The sequence below is a fragment of the Micromonospora sp. CA-249363 genome (genome assembly GCF_050950185.1).
In the GTDB taxonomy this organism is placed as follows: domain Bacteria; phylum Actinomycetota; class Actinomycetes; order Mycobacteriales; family Micromonosporaceae; genus Micromonospora.
In genome coordinates this window covers 2,623,869-2,644,269 of record NZ_CP192020.1, presented here as the reverse complement: position 1 = coordinate 2,644,269, position 20,401 = coordinate 2,623,869, and the positions used below count along the sequence as shown (strand labels likewise).

The window sequence follows — 20,401 nt, the reverse complement described above, 5'->3', positions numbered from 1 at the left end:
CAGACGGGGAGACCCAACTGATGAGCCTCGAGTTCCTCTGGTACATCCCGAACCAGGTGCAGCCCGGCCACCGCGGCGACGACGTGATCGAGAACCACAACAGCCTGGAGACCCTCACCAACCACGCCAGGGCTCTGGAGGAGCACGGGTGGGACGGCGCGCTCCTCGGGACCGGCTGGGGACGGCCCGACACCTTCACCGTGGCCACCGCGCTCGCCGCCCGGACGACCACGTTCCAGCCGCTGATCGCGATCCGACCCGGCTACTGGCGACCCGCCAACTTCGCCTCCGCCGCCGCGACCCTCGACCACCTCAGCGGGGGCCGCACGCTGATCAACATCGTCTCCGGCAAGGACGACCTGGCCGCGTACGGCGACGGCGAGAGCGACCCCGCTCACCGCTACGCCCGTACCCGGGAATTCCTGCAGATCGTGCGCAAGCTGTGGACCCAGGAGAACGTCACCTACCAGGGCGAGCACTTCGCCGTCACCGGCTCCACCCTGGCACTACGACCGGTCGTCCGGGGCGAACGCAGACACCCCCGGCTCTACTTCGGCGGCGCCTCCCCCGCCGCCGAAGAGGTGGCCGCCACCGAAGCCGACGTCCAGCTCTTCTGGGGCGAGCCACTCGACGGCGTGGCCGAGCGGATCGAGCGACTCAAGCAGCTCAGCGAGAAACTGGGGCGCGAGCACGCTCCGCTGGAATTCGGGCTACGGGTCACCACACTCGTACGAGACACCACCGAAGCGGCCTGGGCCGATGCCGAAGCCAAGGTCGCCGAGATGGCCAAGGGCAGAGGCGCCGCGCGCGACCAGAACTGGCGGACCGCCGTCGGTCAACGCCGGCTGCTGGACCTCGCCGCACGAGGAGAGGTCCTCGACGACAACCTCTACACCACGCCCGGCAAGTTCGGTGGCGGCGGAGCGGGCACCACCTGGCTGGTCGGCTCGGCCGAGGACGTGGCGAGCTCGCTGCGGAAATACCAGCGGCTCGGCGTCACCCACTTCGTACTGTCCGACACGCCCTACCTGGGCGAGATCAGGCGTCAGGGCGAGCAACTGCTACCGCTGCTGCGCTCCTGAGCGGGGATTTCGCGCGAAGCACCGGAGGCCGCCGCCCGGGCCGTCTCCGGGCTGGGGGCAGCGAGGGCGGCCTCGGCGATCCGGCGGCACTCGTCGAGGGTGTGCGCGGCCAGGGACTCGCGCACCGCCGGGATGCTGCGGGGTGCCATGGACAGGCTGGTGATGCCCAGGCCCGCCAGCACCAGGGCGAAATCGGGATCCGCGGCCGACTCTCCACAAACGCCGACCGGCTTGCCCGCCTCGACGCCGGCTGCCGCGCAGGTGGCGAGGAGCGCGATCAGCGCGGGCTGCCACGGGTCGAGAAGGTCAGCGAGGTCTCCGCACATGCGGTCGGCGGCGAAGGTGTACTGGCTGAGGTCGTTGGTGCCGATGCTGAGGAAGTCCGCGTGGTCCAGCACCTGGCCGGCACGCAGCGCCGCGGCCGGCACCTCGATCATCACGCCGGCGGTGGGCAGGCCGTGTTCGCGGCAGGACTCGGTGAACGCTGCCGCCTCCGTCGCCGTGGCCACCATCGGCGCCATCACCCACACGTCGGCGTCCGTCGCCGCGGCCGCCGCCGCGATGGCGGCCAACTGCGTGCCGAGCACCGACGGCGTCTGCCGCGCGATCCGCAGGCCGCGGATTCCCAGCGCGGGGTTGGGTTCCTCGGCCAGGCGCAGGAACGGCAGCGGTTTGTCGGCGCCGGCATCAAGGGTACGTACGACGACCTTGCGGCCGGGCAACGCAGCGAAGACATCGCGGTACGCGGCGACCTGTTCCTCGTGCGACGGCGGGTCGCTGCGGTCGAGGTAGAGCAGCTCGGTGCGGAACAGGCCGACACCTTCCACCTCGCCGGTCAGGTCGCGGGCGGAACCGATGTTGGCCAGAAGCGCGATCCGGTGGCCGTCCGCGGTCTGCCCGGGGCCCTGGGAGCGGGTGCGGCGTTCGATCTCGGCGAGCCGGTCCGCGTTGACATCGGTCACCGTCTGGGCGGAGACACCGGCCACCACGACGCCGGTCGTGCCGTCGAGACGGGCCAACTCGCCGTCGGCCAGGTCCAGGATGCCCGCACAGCGGACCACGGCCGGGATGCCGAGTGTCCGGGCCAGGATCGCGGTGTGACTGGTCGGCCCGCCCTCGGCCGTGACCAGACCCAGGACCAGGCCCGGTTCGAGGCCGGCCGTGTCGGCGGGTGCCAGGTCGCGGGCGATGAGCAGGTACGGGTGACCGGGGTTCGGCACGCCCGGCATCGGCATTCCCAGACACGCCGCGACGAGGCGGTCCCGCAGGTCGTCGAGGTCGCTGACCCGCTCGGCCAGGTAGCCGCCCGCGGCCACGAAGGCGGCCCGGTGTTCGGCGAGCACGTCGGTGATCGCGTGCGGGGCGTCCGCGCCGCCGTCGATGGCGATGTCGGCGGCGTCGACGAGCGTCTCGTCCTGCACCATCATGACCTGCGCGCGTAGTACGTCGGCGGCGGTCGCGTCCACGGTGGTGTCGGCGCGACGGGTCAGATCGGCGGCGACGGCGAGGACCGCTGCCCGGACGGCCGTCTTCTCCGCGTCGGGATCAACGGTCTCCGCCAACGGCGGCAGGGCCGGCGGCGGGGCCAGCCGGTAGACCGGCCCGGCCGCGCCACCGGGGCTGGCCCCGATCCCCCGCATTTCACGCATCGACGGCGTCCAGATCACGTTCGAGGAGGTCGGCCAGGGTGTCGACGGCGGCCTGCGCGTCGTCGCCGTCGGCCTCCAGGGTGACCTCGGTGCCCTTCTTGGCGCCGAGCGACAGCACCGCGAGCATGCTGCGGGCCGGCACGGGTTTCTTGTCGCCGGTACGGATGGTGACCTGCACCGTCTGCTTTGCCGCCTCGGCGACGAACAGCGCCGCCGGTCGGGCATGCAGCCCGCTGGCGGAGCCGACGAGGACTGTTCGGCTGAACATCGGATCCTCCTACGGTTCGATCGTCACCTTGATCGCTTCGCCGCGCGCCACGATGCCGAAGGCGTCGAGGGTGCGGTAGAGCGGCAGGCGGTGGGTGATGAGGTCAGCGACCGGCACGGAGCCGTTGGCGATGAGTCGCAGCGCTTCCTTGTTGTGCTCCGGGCTGGAGCCGTTGGCGCCGACGATGGTCAGTTCGCGGTAGTGCACGAGGTTCGAGTCCAGGGAGATGACCGGCTTGTCCTTGGGCAGGCCGCCGAAGAAGCTGATCCGACCCTGCCGCGCGGACATCTGCACCGCCTGCTCCTGGGCGATGCCAGCGGCCGTGGCGGTGATGACGACGTCGGCGCCCCGGCCCTCGGTGAGCTTGAGCACCGCGTCGACCACATCGGTCTCCGCGCCGCAGATCGTCGCGTCCGGCTGGACCAGATTGGCGGCCAGGTCAAGGCGTTCGCGGTTGAGGTCGATGAGGAACACCCGGGCCGCGCCGCGCGAGCGGGCCAGGCGGACATGCAGGCAGCCGATCGGCCCGGAGCCCACCACGACCACATCGTCGCCCTCCCCCACCGCGGCGAGGTTCTGGCCGTTGAGGACGCAGGCGAGGGGCTCGGCGACGGACGCCTCGGCGAAGCTGAGGCCCTCGGGGATCCGGTTGAGCCCGTCGACGGCGAGGACGTTGTGCGGCACGACCAGGTATTCGGCGAACCCGCCGTCGAAGTGGTATCCCATCGACACCTGGTTGGGGCACACGGTCATCCGTCCGCGCCGGCACTCGGCACAGGTACCGCACGGGATGGCGGCGATGACCTGGACCCGGTCCCCCGGCCGCCAGTCCGTGACGTCGGCACCGACGTCGGTGATCTCCCCGGCGATCTCGTGGCCCATGACGCGCGGCGGGGCGATGTGATGGTGGCCGAACCGGGAGATCTTCACGTCGGTGCCGCAGGTGGAGCACGCGCGAACCCGGATCTTCACCTCGGCCGGACCCGGCGTCGGTTCGGGCGCGTCCTCGATGCGGACGTCACCGGGTGCGTGGAATCGGACAACCTTCACGAGGGCTTCCCTTCGAGGATGGAGATCACGTCGTCGACGCTCGTGGATTCTCGGAGCCGCTGCGCCTGCTCCGGGTCCATCAGCACCGAGGCGAGCTGGGCAAGGATGTCGACGTGCCCGTCGCCGGCCGCGGCGATGGCGACGCAGACCCGCACGTCGAAGCCGTCCCAGTCGACGCCGTCGGGGAAGCGCAGCACCGCGAGGGCGTCACGCTGGACGGACTCCTTGCTGTTCAGCGTGCCGTGCGGGATGGCGACGCCCTCCCCGATGTACGTGGAGACGCTCCGCTCGCGGGCGAGCATGGCGTCCACGTACGCCGGGGCGACCGCGCCGACCTCGACGAGCACCGCGCCGCAGCGGCTGATCGCCTCGTCCCGCGATCCGGCGCGCTCGTCGAGCCGGATCGCGTCACGGGCCAGCAGTTCAGCCACTCAGCTCACCACCGCGCTGCACCGCGTTCACGACCCTCGCGACGGCCGGGTCGCCGATGAACACCTGGATCGGCACGATCACCGTGTCGGGCGCGCTGACGCGGGCCCGCGCGGCGAGCCCCTGGTGGCAGATGATCACGTCCGCGTCGGCCGGGATCGAGTTGACCGGCGTGTGTTCGACGGTCACCGCGTTCTTCGCCAGCTGCCGCCGGAGTTGGCTGGCCAGCATCACGCTGCTGCCCATGCCGGCGTCGCAGGCGACGACGACCTTCTTGATCTCGGTGCCGTTGATGGTGGACATGTGTTCAGACCTCCTGCTTCGCCGGCTTGTCGAGGGTCTCGTCGGTGTTGACGGCCTTCTCCTCGTCGGGGCGGACAACCGTCTCCTCCTCGGGGCGGACCGTCTCCTCGTCCGGGCCGAGTGCGTCCTCGGCGGGCTCGCCACGGCCGAAGCCGAGCAGGGCCGAGGCGACCGCGAAGGTGACGGCGGCGGCGATCACCACGCCGAGGATGACTCCGACGTGCCCGCCCTTGGGGGTGACCGCGAGGTAGGCGAAGATGCTGCCGGGCGAGGGGGTGGCGACCAGGCCCGCACCGGTGATCACGAAGGTGCCGACACCGGCCGCGCCGCCGGCGATCATGGCGAGGATCAGCTTCGGCTTCATCAGCACGTACGGGAAGTAGATCTCGTGGATGCCGCCGAGGAACTGCACGATGATCGCGGCCGGGGCGCTGGGACGCAGCGCGCGGGGGCCGAAGAGCATGAAGGCCAGCAGCAGACCGAGACCGGGGCCGGGGTTCGACTCGATCATGAACAGGACCGACTTGCCCTTGTCGGCAGCCTCGGCGATCCCCAGCGGACCGAACACGCCGTGATTGATGGCGTTGTTGAGGAAGAGCACCTTGGCGGGTTCGACGAGCACCGACGTGAGCGGCAGCAGGTCCCTCCCGACGAGCCAGTCGACGCCCGAGCCGGCCTGCTTGGTGAGCCACTCGACCACCGGGCCGATGCCGTAGACACCGCCGATGGCCATCGCGGCGCCGATGATTCCGGCGCTGAAGTTGTCGACGAGCATCTCGAAGCCGGGACGGATCCGATCTTCGACCAGTCCGTCGAAGAGCTTGAGGACGTAGGCCGTGAGCGGCCCAATGATCATCGCGCCGAGGATCATCGGCACGTCCGCGCCGACGACGAGGCCCATGGTCGCCACCGCGCCCACGACCGCGCCGCGCTGGCCGTGGACCAGCCGGCCGCCGGTGTAGCCGATGAGCACCGGTAGCAGGATGCTGATCATCGGACCGACCAGTTCGGCCAGGGTCTCGTTGGGGGTCCAGCCGGTCGGGATGAACAGTGCGGTGATCAGGCCCCAGGCGATGAACGCGCCGATGTTGGGCATGACCATCGCCGCGAGGTAGCCACCGAGGCGTTGCACTGTGGCTCGAGGACCTTGGCCCTTGACTTCTGGTGTGTAGGAAGAGGAGGTCACGGGGGTTATCTCCTTCACGAGGGGCGTCCAGACGGCCGCGGGGGAAAAGGTCGTCCGGCTAGGGGTGGATGGTGACGTCGTGCCGGAACAGGTCCGCCGGGCCGGGCATCCGGCTACCGGGCAGGCTCACCGCGGCGGCGCCCCAGGCCAGGCCCTCGGCGAGGGCGGCGGCGCCCTGCGCGCCCGCGGCGAGGAACCCGGCGAGCAGCGCATCGCCGGCACCGACCGTGCTCCGCGGCCGGGCGACCGGACAGGTGCCGCTGCGGACACCTTCGGCGTCCACCAGGACGGCGCCCTCAGCGCCGAGGCTGGCCAGGACGGCTCCGGCTCCCCAGGCCCGTAGGCGCTGAGCCGCCTCGACCACATCGCCGAGGTCCTTCAGTGGCGTGTCGACCACATCGGACAGTTCGTCGCGGTTGGGCTTGAGGAGGGTCGCCCCGGCGAGGGCTGCCTCGCGCAGGGCGGGACCGCTGGTGTCGACGGCGACCCGGACGCCGGCAGCGCGCAGCTTGCGGCACAACTGGGCGTACGCGTCGGCGGGCAGACCGGGCGGCACACTGCCGCACAGCACCACCCAGTCGGCACCGCCGGCACGGGCGAGCACCCGGTCGATCACCTCGTCGAACTCGGCCCGGCACATGGCCGGACCGGGCTCATTGATCTTGGTGACCGTGCCGTCGGGCTCGGCCAGGGTGATGTTGGAACGGGTCCGTCCGGAGATCGCCACGGCGAGAACCTCCACACCCTCCGCCTTGAGGAGGCGGATGAGCTGGTCGCCCTCGTCACCGCCGGACGGCAGCACCGCCACCGACGGCACACCGTTGGCCAGCAGGGCACGGGACACGTTGACGCCCTTGCCGCCGGGGTCGAGGTGAGCGGCGGCAGCCCGGATGACCTCGCCCCGGGTGAGCGAGTCGACCTCCACGGCCCGGTCGAGGCTGGGGTTGAGGGTGACGGTGACGATCATGCCCGGGCCGCCCCTCATGCTCGTGCCACCCGAACGCCTGCGGTCTCCAGGTCACCGACCAGGTCGCGGTCGGCACGGCTGTCGGTGATGAGCAGGTCGACGTCGGCCAACTCGGCGAACCGCGCCAGATAGTCGTTGCCGAGCTTGGTGTGATCGGCGATCACCACCGTGCGGCGGGCCGCACGGACCATCGCCCGCTTCACCGCCGCCTCGGACGGATCCGGTGTGGTCAGCCCACGCTCGACCGAGATGCCGTTGGTCCCGACGAACGCGACGTCGACGTAGAGGCCCGCCAACGGCGACAGCGCCCAGTCGTCGACGGTCGCCAGGGTCTTGCCCCGGACCCGTCCACCCAACAACAGGACGTTGAGGTTGGCATAGGTACCGAGGGTCGTGGCGATGACCGGCGAATTGACCACGACGGTCAGCTCCCGGTCGACCGGCAGCAGTCGGGCCAGCCGGGCGGTCGTGGTGCCGGCGTCGAGGATGATCGCGCCCTCCTCCGGCACCTCGGCCAGGGCGAGCTTGGCGATGCGCTCCTTCTCCTCGATGAGCACCGCGTCCCGCGCCGCCAGCGCGGGCTCGAACCCGAGCCGCTCCACCGGAATCGCTCCACCGTGGACCCGACGCAGCACCCCGGCCCGCTCCAGGATGGTGAGATCACGACGGATCGTCTCGGCCGTCACGTTGAGCTCATCGGCCAGGCCGGTCACCTCGACCCGGCCCACGTCCCGGGCCAGGCGAAGGATCTCCTGCTGTCGTTCCTCGGCGTACATCGTGTTGTTTCACCGCCGTTTCGTTTTGCTTGTGCTTTGTTTACGCCCGGGTCCAGGGGAAGTCAAGAGACAGGCCACAGAAAGCCACACAGCGAAGAGGTCCGTACCGAAGGACCGGTCTGCGCCTGTGACCCGCTTCGTGGGGGCGAAGCCCGCCGAGACTCGGCCGGCACGGTGGGGGTGGGCAGAGACGTTCCACTGCCCTGCCCTGAGGATTCAAGGTCGCCACAAGAGGCAGTGCAGGTCTCGCTCCTAGCTTCATCACCACGGGGGGCGACGGACCGGATGTCCCCATGAAGAGAACGGGGAGTTCAATGAGAAGTTGGCAACGATCGGGTGGCCGACGACGGTCCTTGCTGGCAGCGGGGGTGGCCTGCGCCGCGCTCGCGGGCGCGCTCCCGTCGCTGCCCGCGAGCGCCGCCCCGGTCGACCAGCTGACCGTGTACGTGAGCCCCACGGGCACCGCCAGCGCCAAGGCGATGGGCGGCCGCGCCGGACTGACCCGCGACACCGCTGTCTCGTCGATCGAGCAGGCGCAGGCGATCCTGCGCGCCCGCAACGTCAAGGACGCGAAGGTGCTCCTGGCCGACGGCCTCTACCAGCCGACCGAGCCGATCAAGGTGGACTGGTCGCCTCCGGGCGGGCACCTCACGATCGCCGGGATGGGCGCCGCCGCCGTGATCGACTGCAGCTTGTACGAAGACGACAAGCCCGAAACCGAGTACGGCGTGATTATCACTGCCGACAACGTCAGCATCACGAACAAGACGTACCAGAACTGCCGCAACGGTGGCATCCGGGCCCTCGGGACAGCGGCCAACCCACTCGACGCGCTGAACGTCAGTGGCAACACGTTCCGGCGTCTCGGCAGCAAGTACCAGGACGGGCCCGGCAACGGTTACGGAGGCGTACACGCGACCTACACGACCCGGCTACGGGTCGAGGGCAACCTGTTCCAGAACCTGGAGAACGCCGCAGGCACCAACGTCGGCGAGATACACGGCGTCTACGTCGCCAATTACGGGAGCAACACCACCATCTACGGCAACAAGTTCGAGCTGATCTCGGGCGACCCGGTGCGGACACGCAACCGTGCGAACAACACGATCGTGGACGCCAACATGTTCTGGAAGACCGGCTCGTACGCCATCTTCAGCGACTGGCGGCAGAACGCGGAGGGATGCAGCACGAACGGATTCTTCTCCGCGAACAAGGTCGGCACCACCACGTACAACAACGACAGGTGGAACGAGGACGGCCAGGGCGCGATCAGCATCGTCCGGGTTCGCCTGTGGGGGCATGACACACCTTCGGACGCCAACCTCTACGGCTGCTCGAGTGACCCGATCACCTTCAGCGGCACCAACTCGTACGTCTCGACCCGGCCCTGGTAACAGCGAAGGCCTGCGGGAGCGGTTCAGCAGCTCGTAGACAGAATCAAAGCCCTGACCAGCGTCGACGCTGGTCAGGGCTTTCTGTCCGTCGGGACGGCCCGATCCGAACCGACGACTCCTTGACCCAGGGCGTCGCGCTGGATGTTCGTGCACCTCAGTAACGGTGGGACATCGTCCGCAGTGGTGCTGTGTCTGTCCAGGTTGGATGCGTGGTCCCCGGCTCCCGGACAACAGACCGGTGTCTAGGTGCCGATCTCGCTGGACGGTCGGCGCCAGCATGCGTGGCTTCGTCGCGAACGCCGGATCGCAGCATCACCCGGGTTGGTTAGCGCCGGAGCAGGACGGACCCTGCCGCCGCACTCATGGCGAGGAGCAGTGCCACTGCGAACAGGGCCCGTCCGACCGCGTGGGGCATCGGGATGAGAAACGGCGCCTGCGCTACGAGTGTGCTCGTTCCGAGCAGGGCGAGAGAGCCGCCACCCCGGACGGGCTGGGATCGCTGGCTCGCCGTCAGGCGCGCAATCCGCTCCCAGGCCAGGGGAAACCGTCGCGTGACCGCGACGCGCACGCCGAGTATGACCAAGGCAAGGCCGAGGAGCACAGTGACGAGACGCAAGGCGACCCACACCGGCCCCGGGTCATCCACGCTCACGCGAACAATCATCCAAGCTGTGTCAATGCCCGGCCTGCCGGCAACTACTGGTCTCAGCGCTCTACTCGTCTGCCACCGCGCCGGTCCGTCCAGCGCTGTCGCTGTCGTCCGTTGATCCTCTCGACCAGACACGCTGAGTAGGGTCGGCCCGGTGAACCTGAATCTCTTCAACGAAGTGCCCGAGGGCTGACGCTACGGGCACGGTCCTTCATCCGCGCGAACGGTGTCTATCCGTCGGTCCTGCCAGCCCTATAGATCCTGTACCGACCGGACTTGCGGCAGCCCGTCCTCGGTCAACACGATCGTCACCGGGACCTCACGCGGTGGCGGTCTCTCGGTGGTCTCGCGCAACGTACGATGCGCGGGACATTCGCAGGATGGCTGCAGCGGGTCCGGGCACCCGACGAAGGCAGATGTCAGCCGCTGGACCCCGTCGGCGTCGACTGGCCACGACCAGTCCATGTCCCACGGCTCTTCCCACGGCGGGTGGAAGCAATCGTGATCAAAGTGCACCAGATGGCCAGACCCACACTCCGGGCAGGCCACCACGCTGCTCCAGCGGTAGTTGACCTCGTGCCCCGAGGCACCGTGCGGGACGCCCCAGCAGCTGATGCGCACAACCGTGCGCCGATCCGCCCGACACACGACACAGATGCCCATGGTTGCCCCTCCCAACCACACGGTAGGGATCGACGACAACCCACCGGGCGGGGCAGAACAAGCGAGCGCTGCGAGGGTCGAGATGAGGTGGGCTCGATACCGTGACGCGGTGAATCCGAGTTGTCCCCACTGCCATGCGGCGGGCGTCTCTCTGCTCTTCGGCCTCCCGGCGCGAGCCCGACAAGCGCGGCCTGTCGCAGCCCTGGGCGGGAGCGGCTACGTGACGCGGTAGGCGGTGTAGCACACCCGGTCGGCCTGCCGGATCGCCGACGCCACGAAGACGGACTGCTCCAGGACGGCCAGCGCGGGCACCGACGTCTCCAGTCGTACGCCCAGGCGGAAGTAGTACTCGGACACCTCGACGGCGTCGCCGCGCAGCAACGCCTCGAGGATCTCCGGGCGGCCGCTGCGAACGCCGAACGTACGCAGGTAGACGTGACCGCCGTCGGCGGTACGCGCCGAGTAGCGCGTGTCGATCTCGATCGCGCCGTCGGGGCGGACCACCTGCCAGTCGGCGCCGCCGGGCAGGATGTCGGCCTCGAAGAGACCGGTGACCCGGCCGCCGACAACCGGCACTACGCGACGGTGACCGGCACGGGTCATCCCGTGGTCCTCCAGCGCGCCGAGGCGCACCTCCACCTCGAACGCGGCCTCCAGCCCGGGAACCGGCGGGGCAGTCACGGCGTCCCGGCCGGCGCTTCGGCGCGTACTCATGGAGTGTCCTTGACGTGCGCGAGGGCGTCGCGGAGGCGTTCGAGCGCGGGCACCGCGGCGGCGAGGGCCGCGCGGTCCGCCGCCGGCAGGGTCGCCGCGGCGCGGGCGACCAGGTCTCCGCTCGCGAGGTCGAAGCGGTCGAACAGGTCGTGGGCCTTCGCTGTGGCGAGGACGTCGACGTGGCGGTGGTTGCCGGGACGGGGGCGACGCTCGACGAGGCCGTTGCCCTCCATCGCGGTGAGCAGGTTGCTGACCGTGGATCGGCTCAGGCGCAGCCGCTCGGCCAGCTCGCCGGGGCCGGCCACGGTGCCCCGGGGCAGGGCCCGCACGATCTCGATCTGCGCGTCCGGGATCTCCGGCAGGTGCTCGGCGGCCCGGGCTGCGGCGAGCAGCGTGCGGCGCAGCGGTGAGATCACCGACGCCAGTCGCGCCGCGTCCAGTTCGGTCGGCTCCGGGCCGGTCACGGCAGGACGCCCGGGAAGGCCGTCGGCGTGAGGGAGGCCCGTTCGTTGAGGTCGGCGGGTAGGAAACCGGCCGCCTTCTTGTAGCCGGTGGCGATGGCGGTGAGCTCCTCCGGTCCGATGACGTCGTGGATGTGCGTGAAACCGTCCGGCGCGCGCTCGTGGGCGAGCACCATCACCTGTTCCGGGCCCTGCCGCCGGTTGCTCAGCACGAGCGCGGTGGTCGCCGGCCGCCGGTCCGCCTCGTAGGCGTCGAGCGCCGCCCGGACCGACGGCGCGGTGGCGAGGTGGAAGGCGAGGGTACGTGCGTCCAGGATCGCCTGCGACGCCCCGTTGGAACCGTTCGGATACATCGGGTGGGCCGCGTCGCCGAGCAGCGTGGTGTTGCCGTACGTCCACGTGTCGATGGGATCGCGGTCCACCATGGGGTATTCGAGGATCTCGTCGGCGGCGGCCAGCAGTTCCGGCACGTCGAGCCACGAGAAACGCCAGTCCGCGAAGAGCGCGACGACCGGCGCGGGGTCGACCGTCCGGTTCCAGTCCGCGTTGGGCCCGGCGAAACCGGGCCCGCGCCGCTCGGCGACGACGTTGATGAGGCCGGCGCCGATCGGGTACGCCACGAACTTCTGTTCCGCGTCCCCGGCCATGATCATGGTGCGCCCGTCCAGGAATCCGGGTGCCCGTACCGTCCCCCGCCACAGGGTCAGCCCGTTCCAGAGTGGCGCCCCCTCGCCGGGCAGATGGTGGCGGCGCAGCGCGGAGTGGATGCCGTCCGCTCCGACGATCAGGTCGCCGGCGACGCTCACCTCCCCCGCCGCCGTCTCGAAGCGCGCGACGCCGTCGCGGACGCCGACGAGCCGGTGCCCGGTGCGCACCGCGTCGGCGCCCAGCCGTTCCCGCACCGCGGCGAGCAGTTCCATCTGGAACCGGCCGCGGTGCACCGAAAGCTGCGGCCAGCGATATCCGGCGTCCCGTCCGCGTGGCTCGCTCCAGATCTGCTGGCCGTAGCGGTTGTAGTAGGCAAGCGTGCCGGGTGCGGCGCCCAGCCTTTCCACGCGTTCCCCGAGACCCAATTCGGTCAGCTCGCGGACGGCGTGCGGGAGCAGATTGATTCCGACGCCGAGTGGACGCAGCGCGGCGGCGCGCTCGTAGACGGCGATCTCACGGAAGCCGGCCCGATGCAGGCTGAGCGCGGTGGTGAGGCCACCGATACCAGCGCCCACGATCACGATCGCCAAGTCGTCGCTCCCTCCGCCACCGTGCCACCAACCGCATAGTTTGGTCACAAAATCGTCACGCGTCAAGACGTATTCACATCGAGGCCGACCACTCGTACCGCATTGCGATTCGCCTTATCGGAATTCTTGACAATCAATCGTCTCTGCATGACGCTGATCGACGCGGTCGGATGGTTCACCTCCCTCACCGGCCCTCACTCCTCCGGATGCACCAGCGCTTCGCACGGAAGGGCTCGTCCATGAAGAAGGTCACTGCCCTCGCTGTTCTCGCCGGCGTCGTGATCGCCTTGACCGGCTGCACGGATTCCGATGCCACCGATCCGTCCCCGGGGGCGAGCGGCGACCTGCGGAAGGTCCGCGTGGCGGCGCTGCCGATCAGCGAGACCGCCGCGCTGTGGGGCGGCATCAAGGCGGGCTTCTTCCGGGAGCAGGGGCTCGACGTGGAGGTGGTGCCCGCACAGGGCGGCGCACAGGCCATCCCGGCGCTGATCAACGGCGACATCGACTTCGCCATCGGCCAGCCGTTCGGCCCGTTCCGTGCCGATCTGCAGAACCTCGGCGTGGTGATCATCGGGAACTACGCGTCGTCCTACGCCGACGGCGACGACATCAACGCCGTGTTGGCGTCCGCGAAGTCCGGTATCACCCGGCCGGCTCAGCTCGCCGGGCGCAAGGTGTCGGTGAACAGCCTGGGCGCGGCCGGCGACGTCACGATCATGGCAGCGGTCGAGAAGGACGGCGGCGATCCCACCAAGGTCAAATTCGTCGAGGTGGCCTTCCCGGACGCGCCGGCCCAGCTCGCCGCCGGCAACATCGACGCCGCCTGGGTGACCGAGCCGTTCATCACCCAGATGCGCAAGCGCGGTGACGTTCTCGTGGTCGCTCCGTACCAGGCCACCGTTCCCGGACTCACCACCCTGACCACGATCACGTCGAGCAAGCTGAAGGACTCCGACGCCACGCTGGTGGCGGACTTCTCGTCGGCGATGAAGAAGACGCTCACCTGGGCCAACGACCCGGCCAACCAGGCCGGCCTGCGGCAGGCCATCAAGGACAACCTCGAACTGCCGGATGCGGTGGCGGACTCCGTCCGGCTCCCGGCGTTCGGGTGGGAAGTCGACCGGGCCGGCCTCGAGCAACTGGCGGCGCTCGCGCAGAAGTACCGCGTCCTCGACCGGCAGCCCGACTTCGACCGTCTCGTCCAGCAGCAGTAGCCGGCCGATGCGCAAGATCCTGCTGGGCGCCGTCGGCCTGCTGGGGTTCCTCGCCGTCTGGCAACTGCTCCCGGCTCTGGGGCTGGTCGACCGGCACGACCTGCCGTACGCCACCGACGTGTTCGGACGGCTGTTCCACGAGGTCCGCGACCTGGCGTTCTGGCGGCGGCTCCGGCTCACCATGACGTCGTGGGCGATCGGCCTGACGGTGGCGACGCTCGGCGCGGTCGCACTGGGGACCGTGGTCGGGATGGTGCCGTTCCTGCGTCGCGCCACGCACACGACAGTCGAGTTCCTGCGGCCGGTGCCGTCGGTCGCGCTGATCCCCCTCGCCGTGCTGATGTTCGGCCTGCAGATGCGCGCCGCACTCGTCATCATCGTCTACGCGGCGTTCTGGCAGGTGTTCGTGCAGGTGATCTACGGCGTCGCCGACGTCGACACGGTCGCTCGGGACACCGCGCGGAGCTTCGGCCTCACCCGTTACGAGCGGCTGCGGTATCTCATCCTTCCGACCGCTCTGCCGTACCTGATGACCGGCGTGCGCCTCGCCGCGGCGGTCGCGCTCATCCTGGCCGTCACCGCGGAGATGGTGATCGGTAATCCCGGCCTCGGACGCATGATCGAGCTGTCGCGCTCCACCGGGGACGCCGTCGGCCTGTACGGCCTCGTCGTGGTCACCGGGCTCCTCGGTGTGGTGGTGAACGTCGTGTTCCGGTTCGCCGAACGCCGCACGTTGGCCTGGCACCAGTCGGTGCTCGGGGACGAGGCAACCCGATGACCGCGCTCGGTGCGGGCAGGACCGCCGCTCGCGGCCTCGGCGTCCGGGTGGCCGAGGACATCCTGTACGCGGTCGGGCTTCCCGTCCTGGCCGTGGGAGTCTGGGCCGTCTGGTCCACCCGGTCGGCCAACCGGTTCCTCGTCGGCCCCGGCCCGCTCCTCGACGCGTTCCGGCAGACCTGGATCGGCCCGGCGTTCGTCGACGACGTGCTGCCGAGCGTGTACCGGCTGCTGGCCGGCCTGTTCGCGTCGATCCTGCTCGGCGTCGGCGCCGGCGTCCTCATCGGCCGGATCCGCCCGCTACGCGAGATCCTCGAACCGCTGCTGGAGTTCTTCCGCGCGATTCCCCCACCGGTGCTGATTCCGGTCGCGATGCTCCTGCTCGGCATCACCGACACCATGAAGGTCGTCGTCATCGTGTCCGGCGCGATCTGGCCGATCCTGCTGAACACGATCGAGGGCGTCCGGGCGACCGACAGCGTGCTGCTGGAGACCGCCGACTCGTACCGGATCCCCCGGTGGGAACGGGTGTGGCTGCTGATCCTCCCGGCGGCGAGTCCACGCATCATGACCGGCGTACGACAGGCACTCTCGGTGGCCCTGATCCTCATGGTCATCTCGGAGATGTTCGCGTCCTCGGCCGGCCTCGGCTACCGGATCGCCTACTTCCAGCGGAACTACCTCATCGCCGAGATGTGGAGCGGCATCCTCCTGCTCGGCCTCATCGGCGTCCTCCTCGCCGTGGCCTTCGGCGTGGTCGAACGCCGCGTCCTGCGCTGGTACCACGGAATGAGGGAGGTCACCCGTGCCTGACGCGAGTCCGCTGCTGCGGGTCGAACACCTGCGGAAGGTCTACGCCTCCGGCCGGGGCGAGGTCGAGGCGATCGGGGACCTCAGCTTCACCATGATGCCCGGCGAACTGCTGTGCGTCGTCGGCCCGTCGGGCTGCGGAAAGACCACCCTCCTGAAATGCCTCGCCGGACTGCTCCGGCCCACCAGCGGCCTCGTCGAGATGGACGGATCTCCGGTGACGGGCCCGAGCCCGGCGATGGCAGTGGTGTTCCAGGAGTACGGCCGCAGCCTCTATCCCTGGCTGACGGTCCGGGGCAATGTGGAGCTTCCTCTTCGACACCAGAAGCTCTCCCGCGCCGAACGCGACCGGAGGGTCGCCGACGCCCTCGACGCGGTCGGACTGCCGCAGTCGGCACGCAGCCATCCATGGCAGCTCTCCGGCGGGATGCAGCAACGGGTGGCCATCGCGCGCGCCATCGCGTACCGGCCCGAAGTGTTGATCATGGACGAGCCGTTCGCGGCGGTGGACGCCCAGACCCGCGCGGACCTGGAGGACCTCGTACGCGACCTGCACCTGAACCGCGGCATCTCCACTGTCTTCGTGACGCACGACATCGACGAGTCCGTGTATCTGGGCCAGCGCGTGCTCGTCCTGTCCCACTCGCCGACCCGGGTGCAGGAAGACCTCGTGATCGACCTCCCGCGGGAACGCGACCAGCTCACCACTCGGGCGCTGCCCCGGTTCACCGAACTGCGGACCCACGTCTACGCGCAGATCCAGCGGGCCAAGCGTACGCCGACCCCGGCGCCCCACCCGGCACCCTGACGCGCCTCGCCGACCCCGGCAACGCCCGTGGCCGCCGGCACGCGGCCGGGCCGGGCGGGGCCAGTGCGGTGGATGTGCGCCACAGCCTCGCCGGCATCGTGCGCCCTCAACGACGCATACCGCTGGCGCGCGGTCAACGCACCCATCTCGTCACGCTCGTGCGCGCCGGCTTCGAACACGGCAAGCTCCTCGAACGCCCCGCGGCCACCCGGCCACCAAGGCCCACGCCGCCGCCTAACCATGGTCGCCCAACCACACCAGCTCCCCGGCCGCGCCCTGTATCGCGCGGGAGGCGAGCCGTTTGTCCGGCACGGTCACGGGTACCCGCCGGTCCAGCCGACAGGACGACTGGCGAAAGTAGGGCGTGACCATGGCGGGGGACGAACAGTACGAGCGGGGTCTTGAGGCCCTGCGGCAGGCCGACGGCGGCGCCGGGCAGAAACTCCTGGAAGCCCTCGCCGACGTCTCACCCGAGCTCAGCCGTCGCTCCGTCGCCTGGTCGTACGGGGATCTATACGTCCGGCCCCAACTCGCGCGCCGGGACCGGGAGCTGCTCACCCTCGGTATCCTGACCGGCCTCGGTGGCGCCGAGTCCCAGCTAGAGGTGCACGTCAACGGCGCGCTCAACGCGGGCCTGACGCCGTCGGAGATAGTCGAGGCGCTGCTACAGGCGGTGGTCTACTGCGGCGTGCCGCGGGCCGTCAACGCCACGCTCGTCGCCAAGAAGGTCTTCGCCGAGCGCAACCTGCTCCCCGTCCGCTCCACCCCAGCCGGCTGACCCGCCCGTCGTCACGGCACGAGCGGACGCCTTTGGACTGCTGACGAGGCGACCAATGTCAAAGGCGTTCAGGGCTGGCAGAGATATCACTCGGGGCATGGCCGGTCTCGGGACTTGCGTGACACCGTCGGTACGAGGACCTGCGTGACACTTCGCCGCGCGATGGCGACAGCCTAGGCTCGTGCTCGTGATCCGAGCCGTAATCGTGGACGTCGATGACACTCTCTGCCTTACGGAGGCCGTGTGCTTTGATCTTGAGAACGAGGTGTTGACGGCCATGGGCCGCGACCCGATGTCCCGGGCCGTGCATCTGGCAACCTGGGGTGAGCCTCTTCTAGACGCAATGCCGAAGCGGTCGCCCGGCCTGGATCTCGATCAGTTCGCCATGACCTACCGGCAGGTGCTGAGGCGCTACATCCTCGATGGCCGTCTCGACGACATCGCGTTCGAGAACCTGAATGCACTGGACCAGCTCATCCTGGATGGCCGGACAGTCATGCTCCTGACGTCGCGTACCGAGGCCGAGGTCGAACACATGCTGGCGCCCGATCACGTTCTGGCACAGCGGGTGACTGCGGTCTACCACGCCGACAACACCCGGTTCCGCAAGCCCGACCCCCGAGCTTTTGATGAGTTGCTGACGGCTACCGGGCTCGGTCCAGAGCAGTGCGTGTACGTGGGCGATTCCCCAGGAGATGCCCAAGCCGCCGGCGGTGCCGGCCTGCATTTCATCGCATGCCTGCAATCCGGTGTACGTGAGCGCCAGGACTTCGACGTCCGCCACGTCAGCGCCTTCATTCATACCTTCTCCGAGCTGGTCGACGAGGTGCGGCGACTTGACGCCACCCCCCTGCCTCCGTCGCCACAGACAGCGGCATACGAGCCGTCTCCGTAGAGCTGCGGGTAGCAGCCCTTGGCCGAGGCCAGCAACGTTCGCGACGCCTGCCTGTCAGCTGTGGCCGCCTTCCAGGCGGAGTTGGCACGGAGGTCCTGCTAGCCCCCACCTTGCAAAGATCAAGCCTGCTGTCGGCTGACGTCGGCCACTGCGGCTGTCCTGCTCGGCGTGTCGACTGTCGACGCTTGTAGCTCCTGCCCGTCGCCCGGCCTGGCGGTACGGATGGCTGTACAGCCAAACGGCCTAGGAAGTAGGGATACAGCCGGGAGCGGCAGGGCAGTGACCTGGCCTGGCCTGCCTTCTATGCCGGCAGATGCATCCAGGATCTGACCGACGTTGACCCTCGGCCCCCGCGCCAACGGGCACGCACGGGCAAGCTGGCTAAGGCCAGCCGTACCCTCACTTCGGAACAAAGCTGGCAATGCCCTGAGCAGAATCGCTCGCGCTTCCTTTGGTGGTACGGGCAGGCTGCCGGCATGGGAGCAGGTTTCAGCGGCGAGGCGACGACGTACGAGAACTGCTCCACGTTCATCGTTGTCCTGTTCCCGATGGAGGACTGATGCTGGCTCCGCTGCGGTATGGCGCGTTCCGATACCTGGCTGCCGGCCGGCTGGTCAACATGCTGGGCAACGGTGTCGCTCCCATCGCACTGGCCTTCGCCGTGCTCGATCTCACCGGCTCGGTGCGTAACCTGGGCCTGGTGGTCGGCGTGAGATCGCTGATGACAGTTCTGTTCGTGCTCTTCGGCGGAGTGGTGGCCGACCGGATTCCGCGCCGGCTGGTGCTGGTGGGCTCCAATGTGCTGGGTGCACTGACCCAGGCCGCGGTGGCCACCCTGGTGCTCACCGGCACGGCGACGATCCCCCTGCTGCTGGCACTCGGTGCGGCCAACGGCATCGTGAGCGCCCTGTCTCAGCCAGCCTCAGCCGCCGCCACGCCGGGGACCGTGCCGTCGGAGCTGATCCAGCAGGCCAACGCGCTCATCCGACTCGGCGTCAACACGGGCATGATCGGCGGCGCGGCGCTCGGCGGCCTTCTAGTGGCCGCTGTCGGGCCCGGGTGGGGCCTCGCGGTCGACGCCCTCACCTTCGCCATCGCGGCTGTCGCGTTCACGGGAGTCCGGGTCACCGCCCCTACAGCGAACAGCACCCGCACCAGCGTCATCGCCGACCTCCGAGAGGGCTGGAGCGAGTTCACCACGCGGACCTGGGTCTGGGTGGTGGTGCTCGGCTTCATGATCCTCAACGCGGCCCTGGCCGGCGGCGTGAACGTGCTCGGTCCGGCTGTCGCGGACGAAACGATCGGCCGTAGCGGTTGGGGCGTGGTGTTGGGGGCGGAGACAGCCGGGATGGTCGTCGGCGGGTTGATCGCCCTGCGAATCCGGGTGCGCCGGCTGCTGCTGCTCGGGGTCGTCTGCATGTTCGCCGAATCGTTCCTGCTGTTGGGACTGGCCTTGGCGCCCACCGTCGTCGTGCTGGTGTCGGCCGGATTGGCGGTCGGGATCGCCGTCGAACAGTTCGCGGTCGCCTGGGACACGTCGATCGCGCAGCACATCCCGCCCGATCGACTTGCCCGCGTCTACTCCTACGACATGTTGGGATCCTGGGTCGCCATCCCACTCGGTCAGATCGCGGTCGGACCAGTCGCTGCGGCGATCGGCACCCGCGACGCGCTGCTGATCCTCGCGACATTGGTGGTGCTCTCGGTCCTCGGCATGCTGACCAGCCGGGACGTCCGCCGGCTACAGGTGCTGGCTCCCGCCCGCGCTGCCGACGCAGCGCAGGACCCGTCACCCGACGGTGGGCTGGATGACGGCCCTGCCGCCGCCGAACCGGTCAAGCAGGGCTAGGCACGCTTCAACTTGACTGATCTTGGCGCCCAGAACGGCGAAAGGGCCGACCCGATCTCCGGATCAGCCCTCTGACCTGCGTCGGGACGGCCGGATTCGAACCGACGACCCCTTGACCCCCAGTGAACTAGCGGGTCTGCCAGGGCTTGCCGAACGTTGCCAGCTCATGCCGAACGCGCAGGTCGATGGACGGTCGGAGGTCCGCGTCACGTCAGGATCTGTCGAGCCTTGCCAGGCCGTTCGTGAGACGGTCGTGAGATATCACAAGCCGGGTCGGGAGGGGCGTTGGAGGATCAGCCAGCGCCTCTCCGCACGTTGATGCTCCTATCCACTTCACCGAGTTGCATCGCTCGACGGCGGCGGCGCCGACGTACGGGATGACCTCTCACCGCTGGTGTCACAGACGCTGAACCGCGGAGAGGCTGACGAAACTCGACACTG

Annotated in this window: 20 protein-coding genes; 9 read left to right on the top strand and 11 right to left on the bottom strand. The window is 69.6% G+C overall.

Going from position 1 to position 20,401, the window contains the following annotated elements; all coding sequences use genetic code 11:
• Positions 1–20: 20 nt before the first annotated feature.
• Positions 21–1,082, top strand: coding sequence for an LLM class flavin-dependent oxidoreductase (locus tag ACQPZK_RS12145; RefSeq protein WP_433538378.1), 1,062 nt, complete (start codon positions 21–23; stop codon positions 1,080–1,082).
• Here ACQPZK_RS12145 and ptsP read toward each other — a convergent pair.
• From ptsP to ACQPZK_RS12105, 8 genes are read right to left on the bottom strand one after another with little or no spacing between them, the layout of a single operon-like run.
• The gene (ptsP, locus tag ACQPZK_RS12140) at positions 1,046–2,731 is read right to left on the bottom strand and encodes a phosphoenolpyruvate--protein phosphotransferase (protein WP_433538377.1); all 1,686 of its coding nucleotides are present in this window, start codon (positions 2,729–2,731) and stop codon (positions 1,046–1,048) included. The genes ACQPZK_RS12145 and ptsP overlap by 37 nt on opposite strands.
• Positions 2,724–2,999: an HPr family phosphocarrier protein gene (locus ACQPZK_RS12135; RefSeq protein ID WP_433538376.1), complete on the bottom strand. Its 276-nt coding sequence runs from the start codon at positions 2,997–2,999 to the stop codon at positions 2,724–2,726. Before ACQPZK_RS12135 ends, ptsP begins: the two co-directional genes overlap by 8 nt.
• A gap of 9 nt (positions 3,000–3,008) precedes the next feature.
• On the bottom strand, positions 3,009–4,049 hold the full coding sequence (locus ACQPZK_RS12130) for a zinc-dependent dehydrogenase (protein ID WP_433538375.1): 1,041 nt from the start codon (positions 4,047–4,049) through the stop codon (positions 3,009–3,011).
• Positions 4,046–4,480 carry a PTS sugar transporter subunit IIA gene (locus ACQPZK_RS12125; protein WP_433538374.1) on the bottom strand — a complete coding sequence of 145 codons (435 nt, stop codon included), beginning with the start codon at positions 4,478–4,480 and terminating at the stop codon, positions 4,046–4,048. Before ACQPZK_RS12125 ends, ACQPZK_RS12130 begins: the two co-directional genes overlap by 4 nt.
• Positions 4,473–4,781: a PTS lactose transporter subunit IIB gene (locus tag ACQPZK_RS12120; protein WP_433538373.1), complete on the bottom strand. Its 309-nt coding sequence runs from the start codon at positions 4,779–4,781 to the stop codon at positions 4,473–4,475. Before ACQPZK_RS12120 ends, ACQPZK_RS12125 begins: the two co-directional genes overlap by 8 nt.
• A 4-nt stretch (positions 4,782–4,785) precedes the next feature.
• Positions 4,786–5,967, bottom strand: a complete 1,182-nt coding sequence (gene mtlA / locus ACQPZK_RS12115; protein ID WP_433538372.1) for a mannitol-specific PTS transporter subunit IIC — start codon at positions 5,965–5,967, stop codon at positions 4,786–4,788.
• Positions 5,968–6,025: 58 nt separating this feature from the next.
• Positions 6,026–6,934 (bottom strand): 1-phosphofructokinase, encoded by a 909-nt coding sequence (pfkB, locus tag ACQPZK_RS12110; protein ID WP_433539189.1) that lies wholly within the window; start codon positions 6,932–6,934, stop codon positions 6,026–6,028.
• Positions 6,935–6,948: 14 nt separating this feature from the next.
• Complete coding sequence (locus tag ACQPZK_RS12105) at positions 6,949–7,710, bottom strand: DeoR/GlpR family DNA-binding transcription regulator (protein ID WP_433538371.1); 762 nt, start codon at positions 7,708–7,710, stop codon at positions 6,949–6,951.
• A gap of 353 nt (positions 7,711–8,063) precedes the next feature.
• Between ACQPZK_RS12105 and ACQPZK_RS12100 the strand changes: the two genes are divergently transcribed.
• Positions 8,064–9,104 carry a right-handed parallel beta-helix repeat-containing protein gene (locus ACQPZK_RS12100; protein WP_433538370.1) on the top strand — a complete coding sequence of 347 codons (1,041 nt, stop codon included), beginning with the start codon at positions 8,064–8,066 and terminating at the stop codon, positions 9,102–9,104.
• Positions 9,105–10,632: 1,528 nt separating this feature from the next.
• On the opposite strand, the gene ACQPZK_RS12095 is transcribed toward ACQPZK_RS12100, so the two are convergent.
• From ACQPZK_RS12095 to ACQPZK_RS12085, 3 genes are read right to left on the bottom strand one after another with little or no spacing between them, the layout of a single operon-like run.
• A complete protein-coding gene (locus ACQPZK_RS12095) occupies positions 10,633–11,130 on the bottom strand; it encodes a DUF3237 domain-containing protein (protein ID WP_433538369.1) in 498 nt (165 codons plus the stop codon).
• Complete coding sequence (locus ACQPZK_RS12090; RefSeq protein ID WP_433538368.1) at positions 11,127–11,594, bottom strand: MarR family winged helix-turn-helix transcriptional regulator; 468 nt, start codon at positions 11,592–11,594, stop codon at positions 11,127–11,129. Before ACQPZK_RS12090 ends, ACQPZK_RS12095 begins: the two co-directional genes overlap by 4 nt.
• Positions 11,591–12,820, bottom strand: a complete 1,230-nt coding sequence (locus ACQPZK_RS12085) for a flavin-dependent oxidoreductase (protein ID WP_433539188.1) — start codon at positions 12,818–12,820, stop codon at positions 11,591–11,593. The genes ACQPZK_RS12090 and ACQPZK_RS12085 overlap by 4 nt, the downstream gene beginning before the upstream one ends.
• A 248-nt stretch (positions 12,821–13,068) precedes the next feature.
• Between ACQPZK_RS12085 and ACQPZK_RS12080 the strand changes: the two genes are divergently transcribed.
• The 7 genes from ACQPZK_RS12080 (at position 13,069) to ACQPZK_RS12050 (ending at position 19,960) form a co-directional block, all read left to right on the top strand.
• Positions 13,069–14,043: an ABC transporter substrate-binding protein gene (locus ACQPZK_RS12080; protein ID WP_433538367.1), complete on the top strand. Its 975-nt coding sequence runs from the start codon at positions 13,069–13,071 to the stop codon at positions 14,041–14,043.
• A 7-nt stretch (positions 14,044–14,050) separates the two neighbouring features.
• Positions 14,051–14,821, top strand: coding sequence for an ABC transporter permease (locus tag ACQPZK_RS12075; RefSeq protein ID WP_433538366.1), 771 nt, complete (start codon positions 14,051–14,053; stop codon positions 14,819–14,821).
• Positions 14,818–15,633, top strand: a complete 816-nt coding sequence (locus ACQPZK_RS12070; protein ID WP_433538365.1) for an ABC transporter permease — start codon at positions 14,818–14,820, stop codon at positions 15,631–15,633. Before ACQPZK_RS12075 ends, ACQPZK_RS12070 begins: the two co-directional genes overlap by 4 nt.
• A complete protein-coding gene (locus ACQPZK_RS12065; protein ID WP_433538364.1) occupies positions 15,626–16,438 on the top strand; it encodes an ABC transporter ATP-binding protein in 813 nt (270 codons plus the stop codon). Before ACQPZK_RS12070 ends, ACQPZK_RS12065 begins: the two co-directional genes overlap by 8 nt.
• Before the next feature lie 370 nt (positions 16,439–16,808).
• Entirely contained in the window at positions 16,809–17,216 is a 408-nt protein-coding gene (locus ACQPZK_RS12060; RefSeq protein ID WP_433538363.1) for a carboxymuconolactone decarboxylase family protein, read from the top strand.
• Positions 17,217–17,397: 181 nt separating this feature from the next.
• Complete coding sequence (locus ACQPZK_RS12055; protein WP_433538362.1) at positions 17,398–18,111, top strand: HAD family hydrolase; 714 nt, start codon at positions 17,398–17,400, stop codon at positions 18,109–18,111.
• Between the two features lie 559 nt (positions 18,112–18,670).
• Positions 18,671–19,960, top strand: coding sequence for an MFS transporter (locus ACQPZK_RS12050; RefSeq protein ID WP_433538361.1), 1,290 nt, complete (start codon positions 18,671–18,673; stop codon positions 19,958–19,960).
• Positions 19,961–20,401 lie beyond the last annotated feature (441 nt).